This is a genomic window from Conyzicola nivalis (genome assembly GCF_014639655.1).
Classification (GTDB): Bacteria; Actinomycetota; Actinomycetes; order Actinomycetales; family Microbacteriaceae; genus Conyzicola; species Conyzicola nivalis.
On record NZ_BMGB01000001.1, the window covers coordinates 1,213,856 to 1,227,486 of the forward strand.

Consider the following 13,631-nt stretch of genomic DNA (forward strand, 5'->3'; position numbering starts at 1 on the left):
CTTCCGACGACTCCCCGGTGATGGCCGGATCGGTGTCTGTGCCTCCATACTATCGGGCAACGCACCGGCTCGCCGTGGCCGGTACGCGATGAGAACTCTCTCATCCCCCACTGCCGCGCCCGGTGGCTGGGCGAGACTGGAGAGTATGCGCAGTATCGTCCGGAGAGGTGCGGCCACCGCCGCCGTGCTCGGCACGTTCGCGCTCGGCGCGGTCGGCATCGTGTACGCCGTGACGCCGGGCGAATACAGCGTCGCGCTCAGCGGTGTCGAGCCCATCGACGCCGAGCCGACCCCGGCGCCCGCCGTGACCGTGGTGGCCCCGACGCCGACCGTCTCCAATGGGCCGGATGCGCCGGAACCCGCGCCGCTCGACGATTCCGCGCCGCAGCCCGAGACGCCGGCACCCGGGGCACCGGTGTCGGGGCCTGCACCCGCCGCGCCCGCCGCTCCTGCCGCTCCGGCCGCGCCGCCCGCACCCGCGGCCACCCCGCCCGCTCCCGTCGCGCCGAGCACTCCCGTCGAGGTCACGCCCGAGCCGCCCCACTCCGTCGGTGGCTGGAACGACGAGGACCATCACGGCGACGACGAGCACGACGACGATGATCACGGCGACGAATACGACGAATACGACGAATACGACGAATGGCGTCGCGACTGGCGCACGTCGGGCGGCGGATGGAATGACGACGAGCACGGCGACGACTGGCAGGGCGACGACGGCGGCGATGCCGACTGGGACGGCCCGGACGGCGACTGGCACGACGACCCGCACGGGCACTAGCGCTATCTCAGCCGGTATCCCATGCCGCGCACCGTCTCGATGCGGTGGGCGCCGAACTTCGCGCGCAGGTACCGCACGTACACGTCCACCACGTTGGAACCGGGGTCGAAGTCGAGCCCCCAGACCCGGCTGAGCAGCTGCTCGCGACTCAACACCTGGTCGGGATGGAGGAGGAACTCCTCCGCCAGGGCGAATTCCCTCGCCGAGAGGTCGATCTGCGTGTCGCCGACCCGTGCCCGGCGGGTGAGGGCGTCGAGCGTGAGGTCGCCGCGGCTCAGCGTCGTGGTGACCTGCGCCGTGGCATCCCGGAGCCGCAGGCGCACCCTGGCGAGCAGCTCGTCGAAACGGAACGGCTTCGGCATGTAGTCGTTCGCCCCGCCCTCGAGGCCGGCGACGGTGTCTTCCACTCCCGTGCGTGCGGTGAGCATGATGATCGGCAACGTCAGGTTCTCGGCCCTGATGCGGCGGAGAACCTCGAAGCCGTCGATGCCGCCGAGCCCGACGTCGAGGAGGACGAGCGCGTGGTTTCCGCTGCGCGCCCGCTCGAGGGCGTCGTCGCCGTCGGCCACGACGGTGGTCGAGAACCCGGCCGCGCGCAGGCCCTTGTCGACGAAGACAGCGATGCGTTCCTCGTCCTCCGCGATCAGGATGTTGCTCACGAGTCTTCATCTTCCTCGGTCTGCGGTGCGTCAGGCAAAGGGATAACGATGCCGAATCGGGAGCCGGTCGACGAGCTCGTCAGGCTCACCCGGCCGCCGTGGGCCATCGCGATCGTCTTCACGATCGGGAGGCCCAGCCCCGAGCCCTCGATCCCGCGACCGGTGTCGGCGCGGCCGAACCGGTCGAAGATGCGGTCCTCCGCGCCCGCCGGGATGCCCCGGCCGCGGTCCGCGACCCAGAACTCGACCGTCGAACCGTCGGCGGTGCTGCCGATCTCGATCGGGGTGCCCGGCGGAGAGTATTTCGCGGCGTTGTCGACCAGCTGCAGCATCGCCTGGGTGATGCGCCCCGGGTCGAGGCTCGTGCTCACGTGCGCGACACCCGCGAGCGCCCAGTCGTGGTCGGGGATGACGCTCGCCTTCGCGAAGACCTCGGAGGTGAGGTCGGCCACGTCCGTGGGGGTGCGGGCGAGGGTCATCCGTTGCGCCTCCGCGAGCGACTCGATGTCGTCGACGAGGCGGGTCATCCGGTCGAGCTCGTCGATCGCGAGGGCACGGGTCGATTCGACGTCGTCGACGTTGCTGGCCTCGAGGAGTTCGAGGTGACCGCGCAGGATGGTGATGGGCGTCTTGAGTTCGTGGCGCACGTCGTCGAGCAGCTGTCGCTGGGTCGTCATGGCGCGGTCGAGACGGCCGAGCATGCCGTTCACCGTCTCGGTGAGCGCCGAGATGTCGTCGTGGCCGACGACGGGGATGCGCTCGCCGCGCTCGCTCGCCGTGATCCGGGACGCCGCCACGCGCAGCCGACGCAGCGGCCGCAGCAGCCGCCCGGCCACGAACCAGCCCACGAGCCCGATCGCCACGAGGGTGACGGAGGCGACGATCGTGTAGGTGCCGAAGGCCGCACGCAGCTCGTCGAGTTCCGCGTCGACGTCGACGGCTGCCACGTACACGGCCGATTGCGGGTCGCCCTGCACCACGATGGGTGTCGCGACGTAGCGCACCGTGCCCACGCTCGAGATCGCCGTGCCGAGGTGCACCCCGCCGTCCGACGTTTCGTCGACGATGCGCTGCACGAAACCCGGGTCGTCTTCGAGGTGGAACGCGATGTCGACTCCCGGCACGAGTGTCGCCTCGCCGTCGACGATGCCGAGCGCGCTCTCGTGGCGGCCAGGGATCACCCTGGCGAGGATCGCCTCGAGCGCCTCGGCGGAGGTCGTGAAGGCCACGCCGCCTGGCGGCTCCCCCTGCTCGGAGTCGGTGGTGACCGGGTCTGACTCTCCCGTCACCACAAAACGGGCCGATTCGACATTCGCGAGCAGCATGTCGTCGATCTGCGTCACGATGCGGTCGCGCTGAACCAGGAAGGCGGTGAGCCCGGCGACCGTCATACCGACGAGCGCCACGAGCAGGATCGACGTCAGGATGCGGGAGCGCACAGACCAGCGAGGAGCGAGTCCCCACCGCGGTCGTCTCATCCGTCCAGTATGGCCGCGACCACCACTCCACACCCGGGCAATTCGGGCATCATTGACCAATGGCCAACGTCTCCCTCACCGTGGTGCTGGCGTTCGTCGCCAACCTCGTCGTCGCACTCGGCAAGTCGTTCGCGGCGGCCCTCACGGGCTCGGCCTCGATGACCGCGGAGGCCGCCCACTCGTGGGCGGACGTCGGCAACGAGATCTTCCTGCTCGTGGCCGACCGCCGCGGCAGCGGCCGGGCCGACAAGCGCCACCCCCTCGGCTACGGGCGCGAGGCCTACTTCTGGTCGACCATCGCGGCCTTCGGCCTGTTCACCGCGGGCGCGGTCGTGTCGATCTGGCACGGCATCCAGGAACTGATCGACCCGGAGCCGGCCGCCGACTACTGGATCGCGTACCTCGTGCTCGGCGTCTCGGCCGTGCTCGAGGGCGTCTCGTTCGCCCAGGCCCTGCGCCAGTCGCGCGCCGGCGCCAAACAGCGGCGCGTCGGCACCCTGCGCTTCGTGCTCGGCACCTCCAATCCGACGCTGCGTGCGGTGTTCGCCGAAGACGCGGCGGCGCTCGTCGGCCTGGCCATCGCGTTCGTCGGCATCCTGCTGCACCAGGTCACGGGCTCCCCCGTCTTCGACGCGATCGGCTCGATCCTCGTCGGCGTGCTGCTCGGCGTCGTCGCCGTCGTGCTCATCGACCGCAACCGGCGTTTCCTCGTCGGGCAGGGTGCGGGCGACGAGTTGAACCGCACGGTCATCGACCTGCTGCTCGAGCGCCCGGCCGTCGACCGGGTCACCTACATCCACCTCGAGTACGTCGGCCCGGAGCGGGTGTTCCTCGTCGCCGCGGTCGACCTGCGCGGCGACGACACGGAGACGAACGTGGCGATCGTGCTGCGGCGGTTGGAACGCGAACTCGAACAGAACGAGCACATCGAAGAGGCGATCCTCACGCTGTCGACGCCCGACGACGCGTCGCTCTAGCAGACGCCGTTCTAGTAGACGTTGCCGCGGCCGACGTCGTCGAACGCGGCCCGGATGCCCGGGAAGACCACGTCGACGCTCTCGGCCAGGTACCCCTGCAGCGGCGAGCGTCCGATGCCGGCGCGGGCCCAGGTGATCCACGCCGCCGACACGGCGCCGGCGAGCGCGTTCGCGGCGGTGCGCACGAGCAGGTCGTCGGGATGCCGCGCACTGCGGGCGGCGAAGAACGCCGCGAAGATCCGAGCCTGCGCGGCGATGCGCAGCAGCCCGGACTGCACGACCTCGTCGGCGGCACCCATCACTTCGCCCTGGGTCAGCGCGAGCGGCACCCGGCGTTCGTCGAAGTCCCCGGCGAGCGCGAGAAGGACCTGGCACACCGAGTCGAGCGAGCCGGTGGCGGATGCCTCGGCACACGCCTCGCGCAGGGAGTCGATCGCGCGGTCGACCTCGAACCAGAGCAGGTCGCTCTTCGCCCCGAAGTAATTGAAGAAGGTGGCCCGGCTGACCCCGGCGCGCGTGGTGATCTGGTCGATGGTGGTTCTGGCGTAGGTGTTCTCGATGAACAGTTCCGCCGCGGCATCCTCGATCATCTGCCTCGACGACACCTTGGGGCGCCCGACGCTCGCCTGCTGTCCTGCACTGGTCTGCACGATGCTCCCCGCCGTGATTGAATACTATACCGAGTCCAAGAACTAGGCTACTCGCCGCGATACTCCGTCAAGAAAGACCGCCGTGAACCGCACTTTACCCTCCCTCGCCGCCGCAGCATCCGTCATCCTGCTGATTGCGGGATGCTCGTCGGCCGCTCCGGCGAACACCGAACCGGTGAAGGGCGGCACCCTCGTCTACGCGACGGGCGACGCCGAACCCACCTGCCTCGACCCCCACGTCGGCGGAAACTACCCGCAGGCGCTCGTCGCGACGCAGTACCTCGAGTCGCTCGTCTCGAAGGACGCCGACGGCGAGATCATCCCCTGGCTCGCCAGCGAATGGGTCGAGGCCGACGACGGGCTCAGCTGGGAGTTCACGCTCCGTGACGACGTGACCTTCACCGACGGCACACCCCTCACCTCGGAGGCCGTCGCGGCCAACGTCGCCCACCTGCAGAACCCGGAGACGGGATCGTCGACGGGATACCTCGCGCTGCAGAACGTGACCGGGGTCGAAGCGGTGGATGACACGACGGCACGCATCACGCTCAGCCAGCCTGACAGCGGCCTGCTCGATTCCCTCAGCCAGCCGTGGCTCGCGATCGAGTCGCCGACCGCGCTGCAGCGTCCGGCCGACGAGAACTGCGAGAGCCCGGTGGGCACCGGCCCGTTCGTCGTCACCGCGTGGGACCGCCAGCAGTCGATCACCCTCGAGCGCAACGACGACTACACGTCGCCGCCCGCCGACGCCGACCACGAGGGCGCCGCCTACCTCGAGAGCATCGAGTGGCGCTTCCTGCCCGACTCGGCCTCGCGGTACGCCGCCCTGCAGTCCGGCACGGTCGACGTCATCGACAACGTGCAGCCGGACACCATCGTCGCCGCCGAGGGCGAAGACGCCATCGAGGAACTCAACGCCCCCCGCCCCGGCGCCTCCAACCGCATCGAGCTCAACTCGAGCAAGGCACCGCTCGACGACGCGCTCGTGCGCGAGGCGTTCATCCGGTCGGCGAACGTCGACGACTCGGTGACGAGCCTGTTCTTCGGCACCGCTGAGCGCTCCTACTCCGCCCTGTCGAGCGTGGAGAAGTTCGGCATCTCGAAGCCCGAGCTGTTCGAGTACGACCAGGAGGCCGCGGCCGCACTGCTCGACGAGGCGGGGTGGACCGAGACCGACGCCGAGGGCTACCGGGTGAAGAACGGCGAGCGCCTCGAACTCGACTTCCCCGTGAGCACGAACCAGTCGATCCCCGCCGAGGTGTCGCTCTTCGAGCAGCTGCAGTCGACCGCGAAGGAGGCCGGCTTCAAGGTGAACCTCGAGCCGCTCGACCTGAGCAGCTGGTACGGGGCGCTCGGCGAGAACGACTACGACCTCGTCAGTGCGCCGTACACCAAGGTGGGAGCCGACGTGCTGCGCATCCTGTTCGACTCCGAGGGCACCGTGCCGGCGCCGAGCGGGTACTTCGCCAACCATTCGCAGGTCAAGAATCCCGAGCTCGACACCCTGCTGCGCGACGCCAACCAGGCCTCCGACGACGCCGAGCGCGCCGACCTCTATGCTCAGGCCCAGGACATCATCCTCGGCGGGTTCTACGTCCTGCCGCTCTACGACCAGCAGAACCACTACCTGCTGCGCTCCGACGTGAAGGGACTGCGGGCCATGCCGACGGTGTCGACGCCCACGCTCTACGACGCATGGCTGGATCGCTGAGCGTCGACCTCGTCGCCGCCCAGCCCCGCGCCGGGGCTGGCGGCCGCCTGATCCGATGGGCGTTGTTGCGGCTGGGCGGAGTGCTCTTCGTGCTCTGGGCCGTGGCGACGGTCACCTTCTTCGCGCTGCGACTCATCCCCGGCGACCCGGCCGAGGCGATCCTCGGCGGTCCGGGTTCGCAGGCGAGCGCCGAGGCCCTGGCGCAGGCTCGCGCCGACTACGGTCTCGACCAGCCGCTGTTCACGCAGTACCTCGTCTACCTCGCGCACCTCGCCACCGGCGACCTCGGCACCTCGTACGCGCTGCGCGAGTCCGTGTCATCCGTCATTCTCACCAACCTCTGGCCCACCCTGCTGCTCGCGGTCCTGTCGCTCGCCGTGGCGCTCGCGATCGCCCTGGGCCTCGCGGTGTGGGCGACGCGGGGCGGACGCGTCGGCACCGCGATCGGGTCGCTGCTCGAGATCGTGGCGGCGGCCGTGCCGCACTTCTGGCTCGCCATCTCGCTCATCCTGCTGTTCTCCACGGGGCTCGGCTGGCTGCCGCCGGTGAGCGTGCCGGGTCCGCTCGGCCTTGTGCTTCCGGTGCTGACGGTCGCGATCCCGCTCGCCGGCTTTCTCGGCCAGGTGATGCGCGAGGCGTTGCTCGACGCGATGGACTCGCCGTTCGTGCTGTCGGCGCGAGCCCGCGGCGAGGGCGACGGCGGTGTGTTCTGGCGGCACGCTCTGCGGCACGCGGCGATCCCCGCGATCGGGCTCGTCGGCTGGGCGTTCGGCTCGCTCATCAGCGGCGCCGTCGTGGTCGAGACCGTCTTCGCCCGGCAGGGGCTGGGCCGCAGCCTGCTGAACGCCGTGCAGAGCAGGGACGTGCCGTTGGTCATCGGGGTCGTGCTCGTGGTCGCCCTCGCGTACATGGTCGTCACGACCCTCACCGACCTGGCTGACCGCGTCGTCGACCCGCGGTTGAGGCGGTCGTGAAAGCGCGCGAGATCGCGGCACTGGCCGTGATCGCCTTCCTCGCGGTCGCCGCCCTCGCCCCCGCGGTGCTGGCCCCGGGCGACCCCCTCGCTATCGCGCCGCTCGACGCGTTCCAGCCGCCGTCGCTCGCGCATTTTTTCGGAACGGATGAATCGGGGCGCGACATCTACACGCGGGTGGTCCACGGCACGGGCCCGTCGCTGCTCATCGGCATCGCGGCGACCGCGATCGGGCTCGGGCTCGCCGTGGTCTTCGGCCTGCTCGCCGGCTTCGGTCCGCGCTGGGTCGACTTCGGCACGACGCGGCTGATCGAGGTGTTGTTCGCGTTCCCGGGCCTGCTCTTCGCGCTGCTCTTCATCGTGGTCTACGGCCCGGGCGTCGTGACCTCGACGATCGCCGTGGGGCTCTCCACCGCTCCCGGGTACGCCCGGATCATCCGGAGCCGCGTCATCCAGGTGCGCACCTCGCCGTATCTCGAGGCCGCCCTGGTGCTGGGGCGCGGCGGCCCGACCCGCATCGTCCGGCACGTGCTGCCGAACGTCGCCGGCTCGCTGTTCGTGCTCGCCACCCTCGGAATCGGCCAGTCGATCGTCTGGGCGTCGTCGCTCAGCTACCTCGGGCTCGGCGCGGTTCCCCCGGCCGCCGAGTGGGGCGCGATGCTCTCCGCGGGCCGCACCTACATCGCGTCGTTCTGGTGGATGACGTTCTTCCCCGGCCTGTTCATCGTTCTGAGCGCCGCCGCGACCACGCTGCTCGGCCGCGCCATCCAGCAGAGGGGACGCGAACTGTGAGCCTGTTATCGGTCTCGAACCTCAGCGTGCGTTTCGGCGCCGCGACCGTGGTCTCGGGTGTCTCGTTCGACGTGCAGCCGGGCGAGTGTGTCGGAATCGTCGGCGAGAGCGGCTCGGGCAAAAGTGTCACGGCGCGCGCCCTGCTCGGTCTGGCCGGCAAACGGGCGCGGGTCACGGCGGACGCGCTGACCTTTAGCAGTACGGAAATTCAGGACGCAAGCCCCCGCCGGCTGCGCTCGCTTCGCGGCCGGGAGATCGGCTATGTTTCGCAGGGAGCCCTCGTGGCTCTCGACCCGCTTCGGCCGGTCGGTCGGGAAATCTCCGACCCACTGCGCCTCCACACATCGAGCACACCCGCACAGCGTCGTGCGCGTGTGCTCGAGTTGCTCGCCGACGTCGGCGTACCCGAGCCACAGCTCAGAACGGGCCAACGCCCCGACGAGCTCTCGGGCGGCTTGCGCCAGCGTGCCGTGATCGCGTCGGCGATCGCGCTGCGTCCGCGCCTGCTCATCGCCGACGAACCCACCACCGCCCTCGACTCGACCGTGCAGGCCGGCATCCTCGACCTGCTGGAGCGGCTGCGCGACGAGGGCACCGCGCTCGTGCTGATCAGCCACGACCTCGCCGTGGTGTCACGGCTCGCCTCCCGCGTGCTCGTGATGAACGCCGGACAGATCGTGGAGAGCGGCCCGACCGCACAGGTGTTGGGGGCGCCGCAGCATCCGTACACCCGCCGCCTCATCGCGGCCGTTCCCACCGACCGACCCCGCGGGTCCCGCCTGACCGCCCCGGCCGCTCCCCCGGCCCCCGCAGCCGGCCCAGCCACCTCAGAGACCGGCACCGTCGGAAATTCAGGAAGCCGGGTCGCGGATGACCCGCAGACCGCCGTTTCGACCCCCGCCGCGACGGCGCCTCCTGAATTTCCGAACAACCCCGTCGTGGTCACCGCCAGCCACCTCAGCCGGCGCTTCGGCGACCGGCTCGCGGTCGACGACGTGAGCTTCACGCTCGAGCGCGGGCGCACACTGGGTGTCGTCGGCGAGAGCGGTTCGGGCAAGACCACGGTCGCGCGGCTGGTGCTGGCGCTCGACCGTCCCGACAGCGGCGACGTGCACGTTCTCGGCCGACCGTGGACCACGGCCACCGAGCGCGAGCGTCGGCCGCTGCGCCCCCGCATCGGCGCGATCTACCAGGACGCGCTGAGCTCGTTCGACCCGCGGCTGACGGTCGGGCGCATCCTCGCCGACGCGCTCAGCCACGGCCGCTCGACGCGGGCGGGCGACGAGGTGGCGCGGCTCCTCGGCCGGGTGGGGCTCGATGCCTCCGTCGCGGCGCGCCGGCCGCTGCACCTCTCGGGCGGGCAGCAGCAGCGGGTCGCGATCGCGAGGGCCATCGCGGCAGAACCCGACGTGATCGTCTGCGACGAACCGGTGTCGAGCCTCGACGTGTCGGTGCAGGCCCAGGTGCTCGACCTGCTCGACGACCTGCAGCGCGACCTCGGGATCAGCTACCTGTTCATCACCCACGACCTCGGCGTCGTGCGGCACGTGAGCGACGAGGTGCTGGTCATGCAGCACGGCCGCGTCGTGGAGCGCGGTTCGACCGAGGCCGTCTTCGCCGATCCGCGCGAGGAATACACGCGGGCCCTGTTCGCCTCCGCCCCGCGCATCGCCGTGTGGCGGGGTTCGAGCCCGTCGCCCTAGACTGCTGGGCGAACTGCGGCAGCCCGCCAGCGACCGAAGGAGAGCATGCCATGAGCAACCACACACCGACCGGCCCGCCCGAAAGCGACAAGAGCCGCAAGCAGGGTGCGGATGACGCGGCGTCAGACACCACGCCGGGTGACACACCCACCGAACGCTTCGACGCGGCGGACGCCGACACCCCCACCGCGGCCGGACCGCACGACGCCGCACCGTACGACGCCGACGGCGCGGACACGCCCACCGAGCGTTTCGACCCGGTGATCGACGAGACGCCCACCGACCGCTTCGAGGCACCCACCGCGCCGACCGACGCCGCAACCCGCATCCTTCCGGCCCAGGGTGGTGCGACGCCCGCGACGCCCTACCCGACCCGCGCGTACCCGCCGGCCGCCGCGCCCCCCGCGGCGACGGTGCGCACCGTGACATCCGGACCCGTCCCGCCCAAGGCCGACCCGACCGCGAAGAAGAGCCGCACGCTGCTGTACTGGCTCATCGGCATCGGCGTCGTCCTGCTCATCGCCGTGATCGTGCTGCTCGTCACCCTGTTCTCGAACCCGGACGACGCTGCCGTCGCGCCGACCCCGACGCCCACACAGTCGGCGGCCCCGAGCGCCGCGCCCGCGCCCACCGAGGAGCCGGAAGAGGAAGAGCCTGCCCCGGCGCCGAGCCCGAGCGCTCCCCCGGCGGCGGGCCCGACCTTCGCCACCTTCACGGCCCCGACGAGCGCCGAGTGCGAGGCCGAGGAGGGAGAAGCACCGCTGGTGTTCTCGTGGTCGAGCGACAATGCCGTGCGCGCCTACTTCGGCGTCGGCACGCAGAACGCCGCGATCAACCCGACCGAGAGCGACCTGCCGCCCACGGCGACCTTCGATGAGGTCCCGTACGACTGCGCCGTGCCCTCGCAGGTCTACACGGTGACCCTCGAGGACGAGCTGGGCGCGCTCGCCAGCCGTACCGTCACCGTCACGAGGTAGCGGCCGCGGGCGAGCGGTTAGAATCGGAGGCAATCCAGGCACCTCTCCACCGACACGGTGCCGCCTATAGAACCGGAGCGCCACCCATGCCCAACCCGATGCCAGAAAAGCCCGCGCTCGAAGGACTCGAAGAGAAGTGGGGCGCCTCCTGGGAGGCCCAGGGAACCTACCGATTCGACCGCGACCGCGCGACCAAAGAGAACGTGTTCTCGATCGACACTCCCCCGCCCACCGCGTCGGGCAGCCTGCACATCGGTCACGTCTTCAGCTACACCCACATGGACCTCATCGCGCGCTACCAGCGCATGCGCGGCAAAGACATCTTCTACCCGATGGGCTGGGACGATAACGGCCTCCCCACCGAGCGTCGCGTGCAGAACTACTACGGCGTGCGCTGCGACCCCTCGCTGCCGTACGTCGAGGGCTACGTGCCCCCTCTCGAGGGCGGCGACAACGCGTCGAGCAAGGCGGCCGACCAGGTCCCGGTCTCGCGTCGCAACTTCATCGAGCTGTGCGAGAAGCTGACCGCCGAAGACGAGCAGCAGTTCGAACTGCTCTGGCGCCAGCTCGGACTGAGCGTCGACTGGACCCAGTCGTACCGAACGATCGGCGACGAGGCGCAGACCGCCGCCCAGCGCGCGTTCCTGCGCAACATCGAGCGCGGCGAGGCCTACCAGGCCGACGCACCCACCCTCTGGGACGTCACCTTCCGCACCGCCGTTGCCCAGGCCGAGCTCGAAGACAAGGAAATGCCGGCCGCCTACCACCGTCTGGCATTCCACAAGGCCGACGGCGACGACGTCTTCATCGAGACGACCCGCCCCGAACTGCTGGCGGCCTGCGTGGCGCTCGTCGCGCATCCGGACGACGACCGCTACAAGCACCTCTTCGGCACCAACGTGACCACCCCGGTCTTCGGCGTCGAGGTGCCCGTCGTGGCGCACCACCTCGCCCAGATCGACAAGGGCTCCGGTATCGCCATGATCTGCACCTTCGGCGACGTGACCGACGTCGTCTGGTGGCGCGAGCTCGACCTGCCGAACCGCACCATCATCGGTGCCGACGGACGAATCGTGGCGGATGCGCCCGAGGCCATCGCGACCGCCGCCGCGAAGGCGGCGTACGCCGAGATCTCCGGCAAGACCGTGTTCAGCGCCAAGGCGAAGATGGTCGAGCTGCTCAAGGCGAGCGGCGAGATGATCGGCGACGCCAAGCCCATCACGCACTCGGTCAAGTTCTTCGAGAAGGGCGACAAGCCGCTCGAGATCATCTCGACTCACCAGTGGTACATCGCCAACGGCGCCCGCGACGCCGACCTCAGGGCGCGGCTGCTGCAGCGCGGCAAGGACGTGAACTTCGTTCCCGAGTTCATGCGCGTGCGCTACGAGAACTGGGTCGGCGGCCTCACCGGCGACTGGCTCATCTCGCGCCAGCGCTTCTTCGGCGTGCCGATCCCCGTCTGGTACGAGCTCGACGAGAACGGCGACAAGGGCCGGGTGATCGTGCCGAGCGAAGACCAGCTGCCGGTCGACCCCGCGTCGCACACCGCCCCCGGCTTCGACGAGGCCCAGCGCGGCCAGCCCGGCGGCTTCGTCGGCGAGGTCGACATCATGGACACCTGGGCCACCTCCTCGCTCACGCCGCAGATCGCCGGCGGCTGGGAGAGCGACCCCGAGCTGTTCGACCTGGTTTTCCCGTACTCGCTGCGCAGCCAGGGACAGGACATCATCCGCACCTGGCTGTTCTCGACCGTGTTGCGCGCCGAGCAGGAGCAGGGTGTCGCCCCGTGGAAGAACGCGGGCATCTCCGGATTCATCGTCGACCCTGACCGCAAGAAAATGTCGAAGTCGAAGGGCAACGTCGTCACGCCCAAGGGCATGCTCGACGACCACGGCTCCGACGCGGTGCGCTACTGGGCGGCCTCGTCGCGCCTCGGCACCGACGCCGCGTTCGACCCGCAGAACCCGAAGCAGATCAAGATCGGGCGCCGACTCGCGATCAAGGTGCTCAACGCGGCGAAGTTCGTCTACTCGTTCCCGGAGCCCGTCGCGGGGGCCGTCGCGACCGAGGCACTCGACCTCGACCTGCTCGCGGAACTCAACCGCGTCGTCGAGATCGCCACGAAGGCCTTCGACGAGTTCGATCACGCCCGCGCGCTCGAGACCACCGAGCACTTCTTCTGGGTGTTCTGCGACGACTACCTCGAGCTGGTGAAGGAGCGCGCCTACGGCTCGTCGACCCCCGAGGGCCAGGCCAGCGCCGCGATCACGCTGCGCACCGCGGTCGACGTGCTGCTGCGGCTCTTCGCACCGTTCATCCCGTTCGCGACCGAGGAGGTCTGGAGCTGGACCCACGACGACTCGGTACACACGGCGGCATGGCCCGTCGTCGCCCGTTCAGCAGGCTCTGGGACCGGCTCCGACGAACCCACCGGGCTCCTGCCGCTCGTCTCGGAGGCGCTCATCAGCATCCGTCGCGCCAAGACCGACGCCAAGGCCTCGCAGAAGACCGAGGTGACCTCGGCGACGATCTCCGGCCCGGCGATGCTCGAACTCGGTCTCGACGACCTCAAGGGCGTCGGCCGCATCGAGACCGTAACGTTCGTCGAGTCCGACACCGTCTCGGTGAGCGACATCGTCCTGGCCGAACAGCCGGCCGAGGCCTGATGACCGTCGTGGTTCGCCCCGTCGCGGCGGAGGACCGCTCCCAGTGGGAGCGGTTCTTCGTCGCGTACGGGGAGTTCTACGACCCGTCCGCGCGGGGAACGGGCACAGCCACCACCCTCATCGACGCGGTCACCGAGCGCGCGCGGGCCGCCGGCGGCGGCACCCTGCGCTGGATCACCGCGGCGGACAACGTCACCGCGCAGCGCGTGTACGACCGGGTGGCCGATCGGTCGACCTGGGTGACCTACGAACGGAAGACCTGAG

12 protein-coding genes are annotated in these 13,631 nt (G+C 70.3%); 9 read left to right on the forward strand and 3 right to left on the reverse strand.

Annotation, left to right across the window (positions count from 1 at the left end; translation table 11 throughout):
• Window positions 1–145: 145 nt before the first annotated feature.
• A complete protein-coding gene (locus tag IEV96_RS05895) occupies window positions 146–781 on the forward strand; it encodes a hypothetical protein (protein ID WP_188509727.1) in 636 nt (211 codons plus the stop codon).
• 2 nt (window positions 782–783) lie between these two features.
• Here the strand turns inward: IEV96_RS05895 and IEV96_RS05900 are convergent, their stop codons facing one another.
• Together IEV96_RS05900 and IEV96_RS05905 are read right to left on the reverse strand one after the other, a co-directional pair.
• Window positions 784–1,440, reverse strand: a complete 657-nt coding sequence (locus tag IEV96_RS05900; RefSeq protein WP_188509728.1) for a response regulator transcription factor — start codon at window positions 1,438–1,440, stop codon at window positions 784–786.
• On the reverse strand, window positions 1,437–2,918 hold the full coding sequence (locus tag IEV96_RS05905) for a sensor histidine kinase (protein ID WP_188509729.1): 1,482 nt from the start codon (window positions 2,916–2,918) through the stop codon (window positions 1,437–1,439). The genes IEV96_RS05900 and IEV96_RS05905 overlap by 4 nt, the downstream gene beginning before the upstream one ends.
• 59 nt (window positions 2,919–2,977) lie before the next feature.
• On the opposite strand from IEV96_RS05905, the gene IEV96_RS05910 reads away from it, so the two are divergent.
• Window positions 2,978–3,895 carry a cation diffusion facilitator family transporter gene (locus IEV96_RS05910; RefSeq protein ID WP_188509730.1) on the forward strand — a complete coding sequence of 306 codons (918 nt, stop codon included), beginning with the start codon at window positions 2,978–2,980 and terminating at the stop codon, window positions 3,893–3,895.
• Between the two features lie 11 nt (window positions 3,896–3,906).
• On the opposite strand, the gene IEV96_RS05915 is transcribed toward IEV96_RS05910, so the two are convergent.
• A complete protein-coding gene (locus IEV96_RS05915) occupies window positions 3,907–4,545 on the reverse strand; it encodes a TetR/AcrR family transcriptional regulator (protein WP_188509731.1) in 639 nt (212 codons plus the stop codon).
• Between the two features lie 82 nt (window positions 4,546–4,627).
• On the opposite strand from IEV96_RS05915, the gene IEV96_RS05920 reads away from it, so the two are divergent.
• The 7 genes from IEV96_RS05920 (at window position 4,628) to IEV96_RS05950 (ending at window position 13,630) form a co-directional block, all read left to right on the forward strand.
• Window positions 4,628–6,256 carry an ABC transporter substrate-binding protein gene (locus tag IEV96_RS05920; protein ID WP_188509732.1) on the forward strand — a complete coding sequence of 543 codons (1,629 nt, stop codon included), beginning with the start codon at window positions 4,628–4,630 and terminating at the stop codon, window positions 6,254–6,256.
• A complete protein-coding gene (locus IEV96_RS05925) occupies window positions 6,241–7,230 on the forward strand; it encodes an ABC transporter permease (RefSeq protein WP_188509733.1) in 990 nt (329 codons plus the stop codon). The genes IEV96_RS05920 and IEV96_RS05925 overlap by 16 nt, the downstream gene beginning before the upstream one ends.
• Entirely contained in the window at window positions 7,227–8,021 is a 795-nt protein-coding gene (locus tag IEV96_RS05930) for an ABC transporter permease (RefSeq protein ID WP_188509734.1), read from the forward strand. Before IEV96_RS05925 ends, IEV96_RS05930 begins: the two co-directional genes overlap by 4 nt.
• A complete protein-coding gene (locus tag IEV96_RS05935) occupies window positions 8,018–9,724 on the forward strand; it encodes a dipeptide ABC transporter ATP-binding protein (RefSeq protein WP_188509735.1) in 1,707 nt (568 codons plus the stop codon). Before IEV96_RS05930 ends, IEV96_RS05935 begins: the two co-directional genes overlap by 4 nt.
• A gap of 50 nt (window positions 9,725–9,774) precedes the next feature.
• Window positions 9,775–10,701, forward strand: a complete 927-nt coding sequence (locus IEV96_RS05940) for a hypothetical protein (RefSeq protein WP_229733085.1) — start codon at window positions 9,775–9,777, stop codon at window positions 10,699–10,701.
• 86 nt (window positions 10,702–10,787) lie between these two features.
• The gene (valS, locus tag IEV96_RS05945; RefSeq protein ID WP_229733087.1) at window positions 10,788–13,367 is read left to right on the forward strand and encodes a valine--tRNA ligase; all 2,580 of its coding nucleotides are present in this window, start codon (window positions 10,788–10,790) and stop codon (window positions 13,365–13,367) included.
• Window positions 13,367–13,630 (forward strand): GNAT family N-acetyltransferase, encoded by a 264-nt coding sequence (locus tag IEV96_RS05950; protein ID WP_188509736.1) that lies wholly within the window; start codon window positions 13,367–13,369, stop codon window positions 13,628–13,630. Before valS ends, IEV96_RS05950 begins: the two co-directional genes overlap by 1 nt.
• Window position 13,631 lies beyond the last annotated feature (1 nt).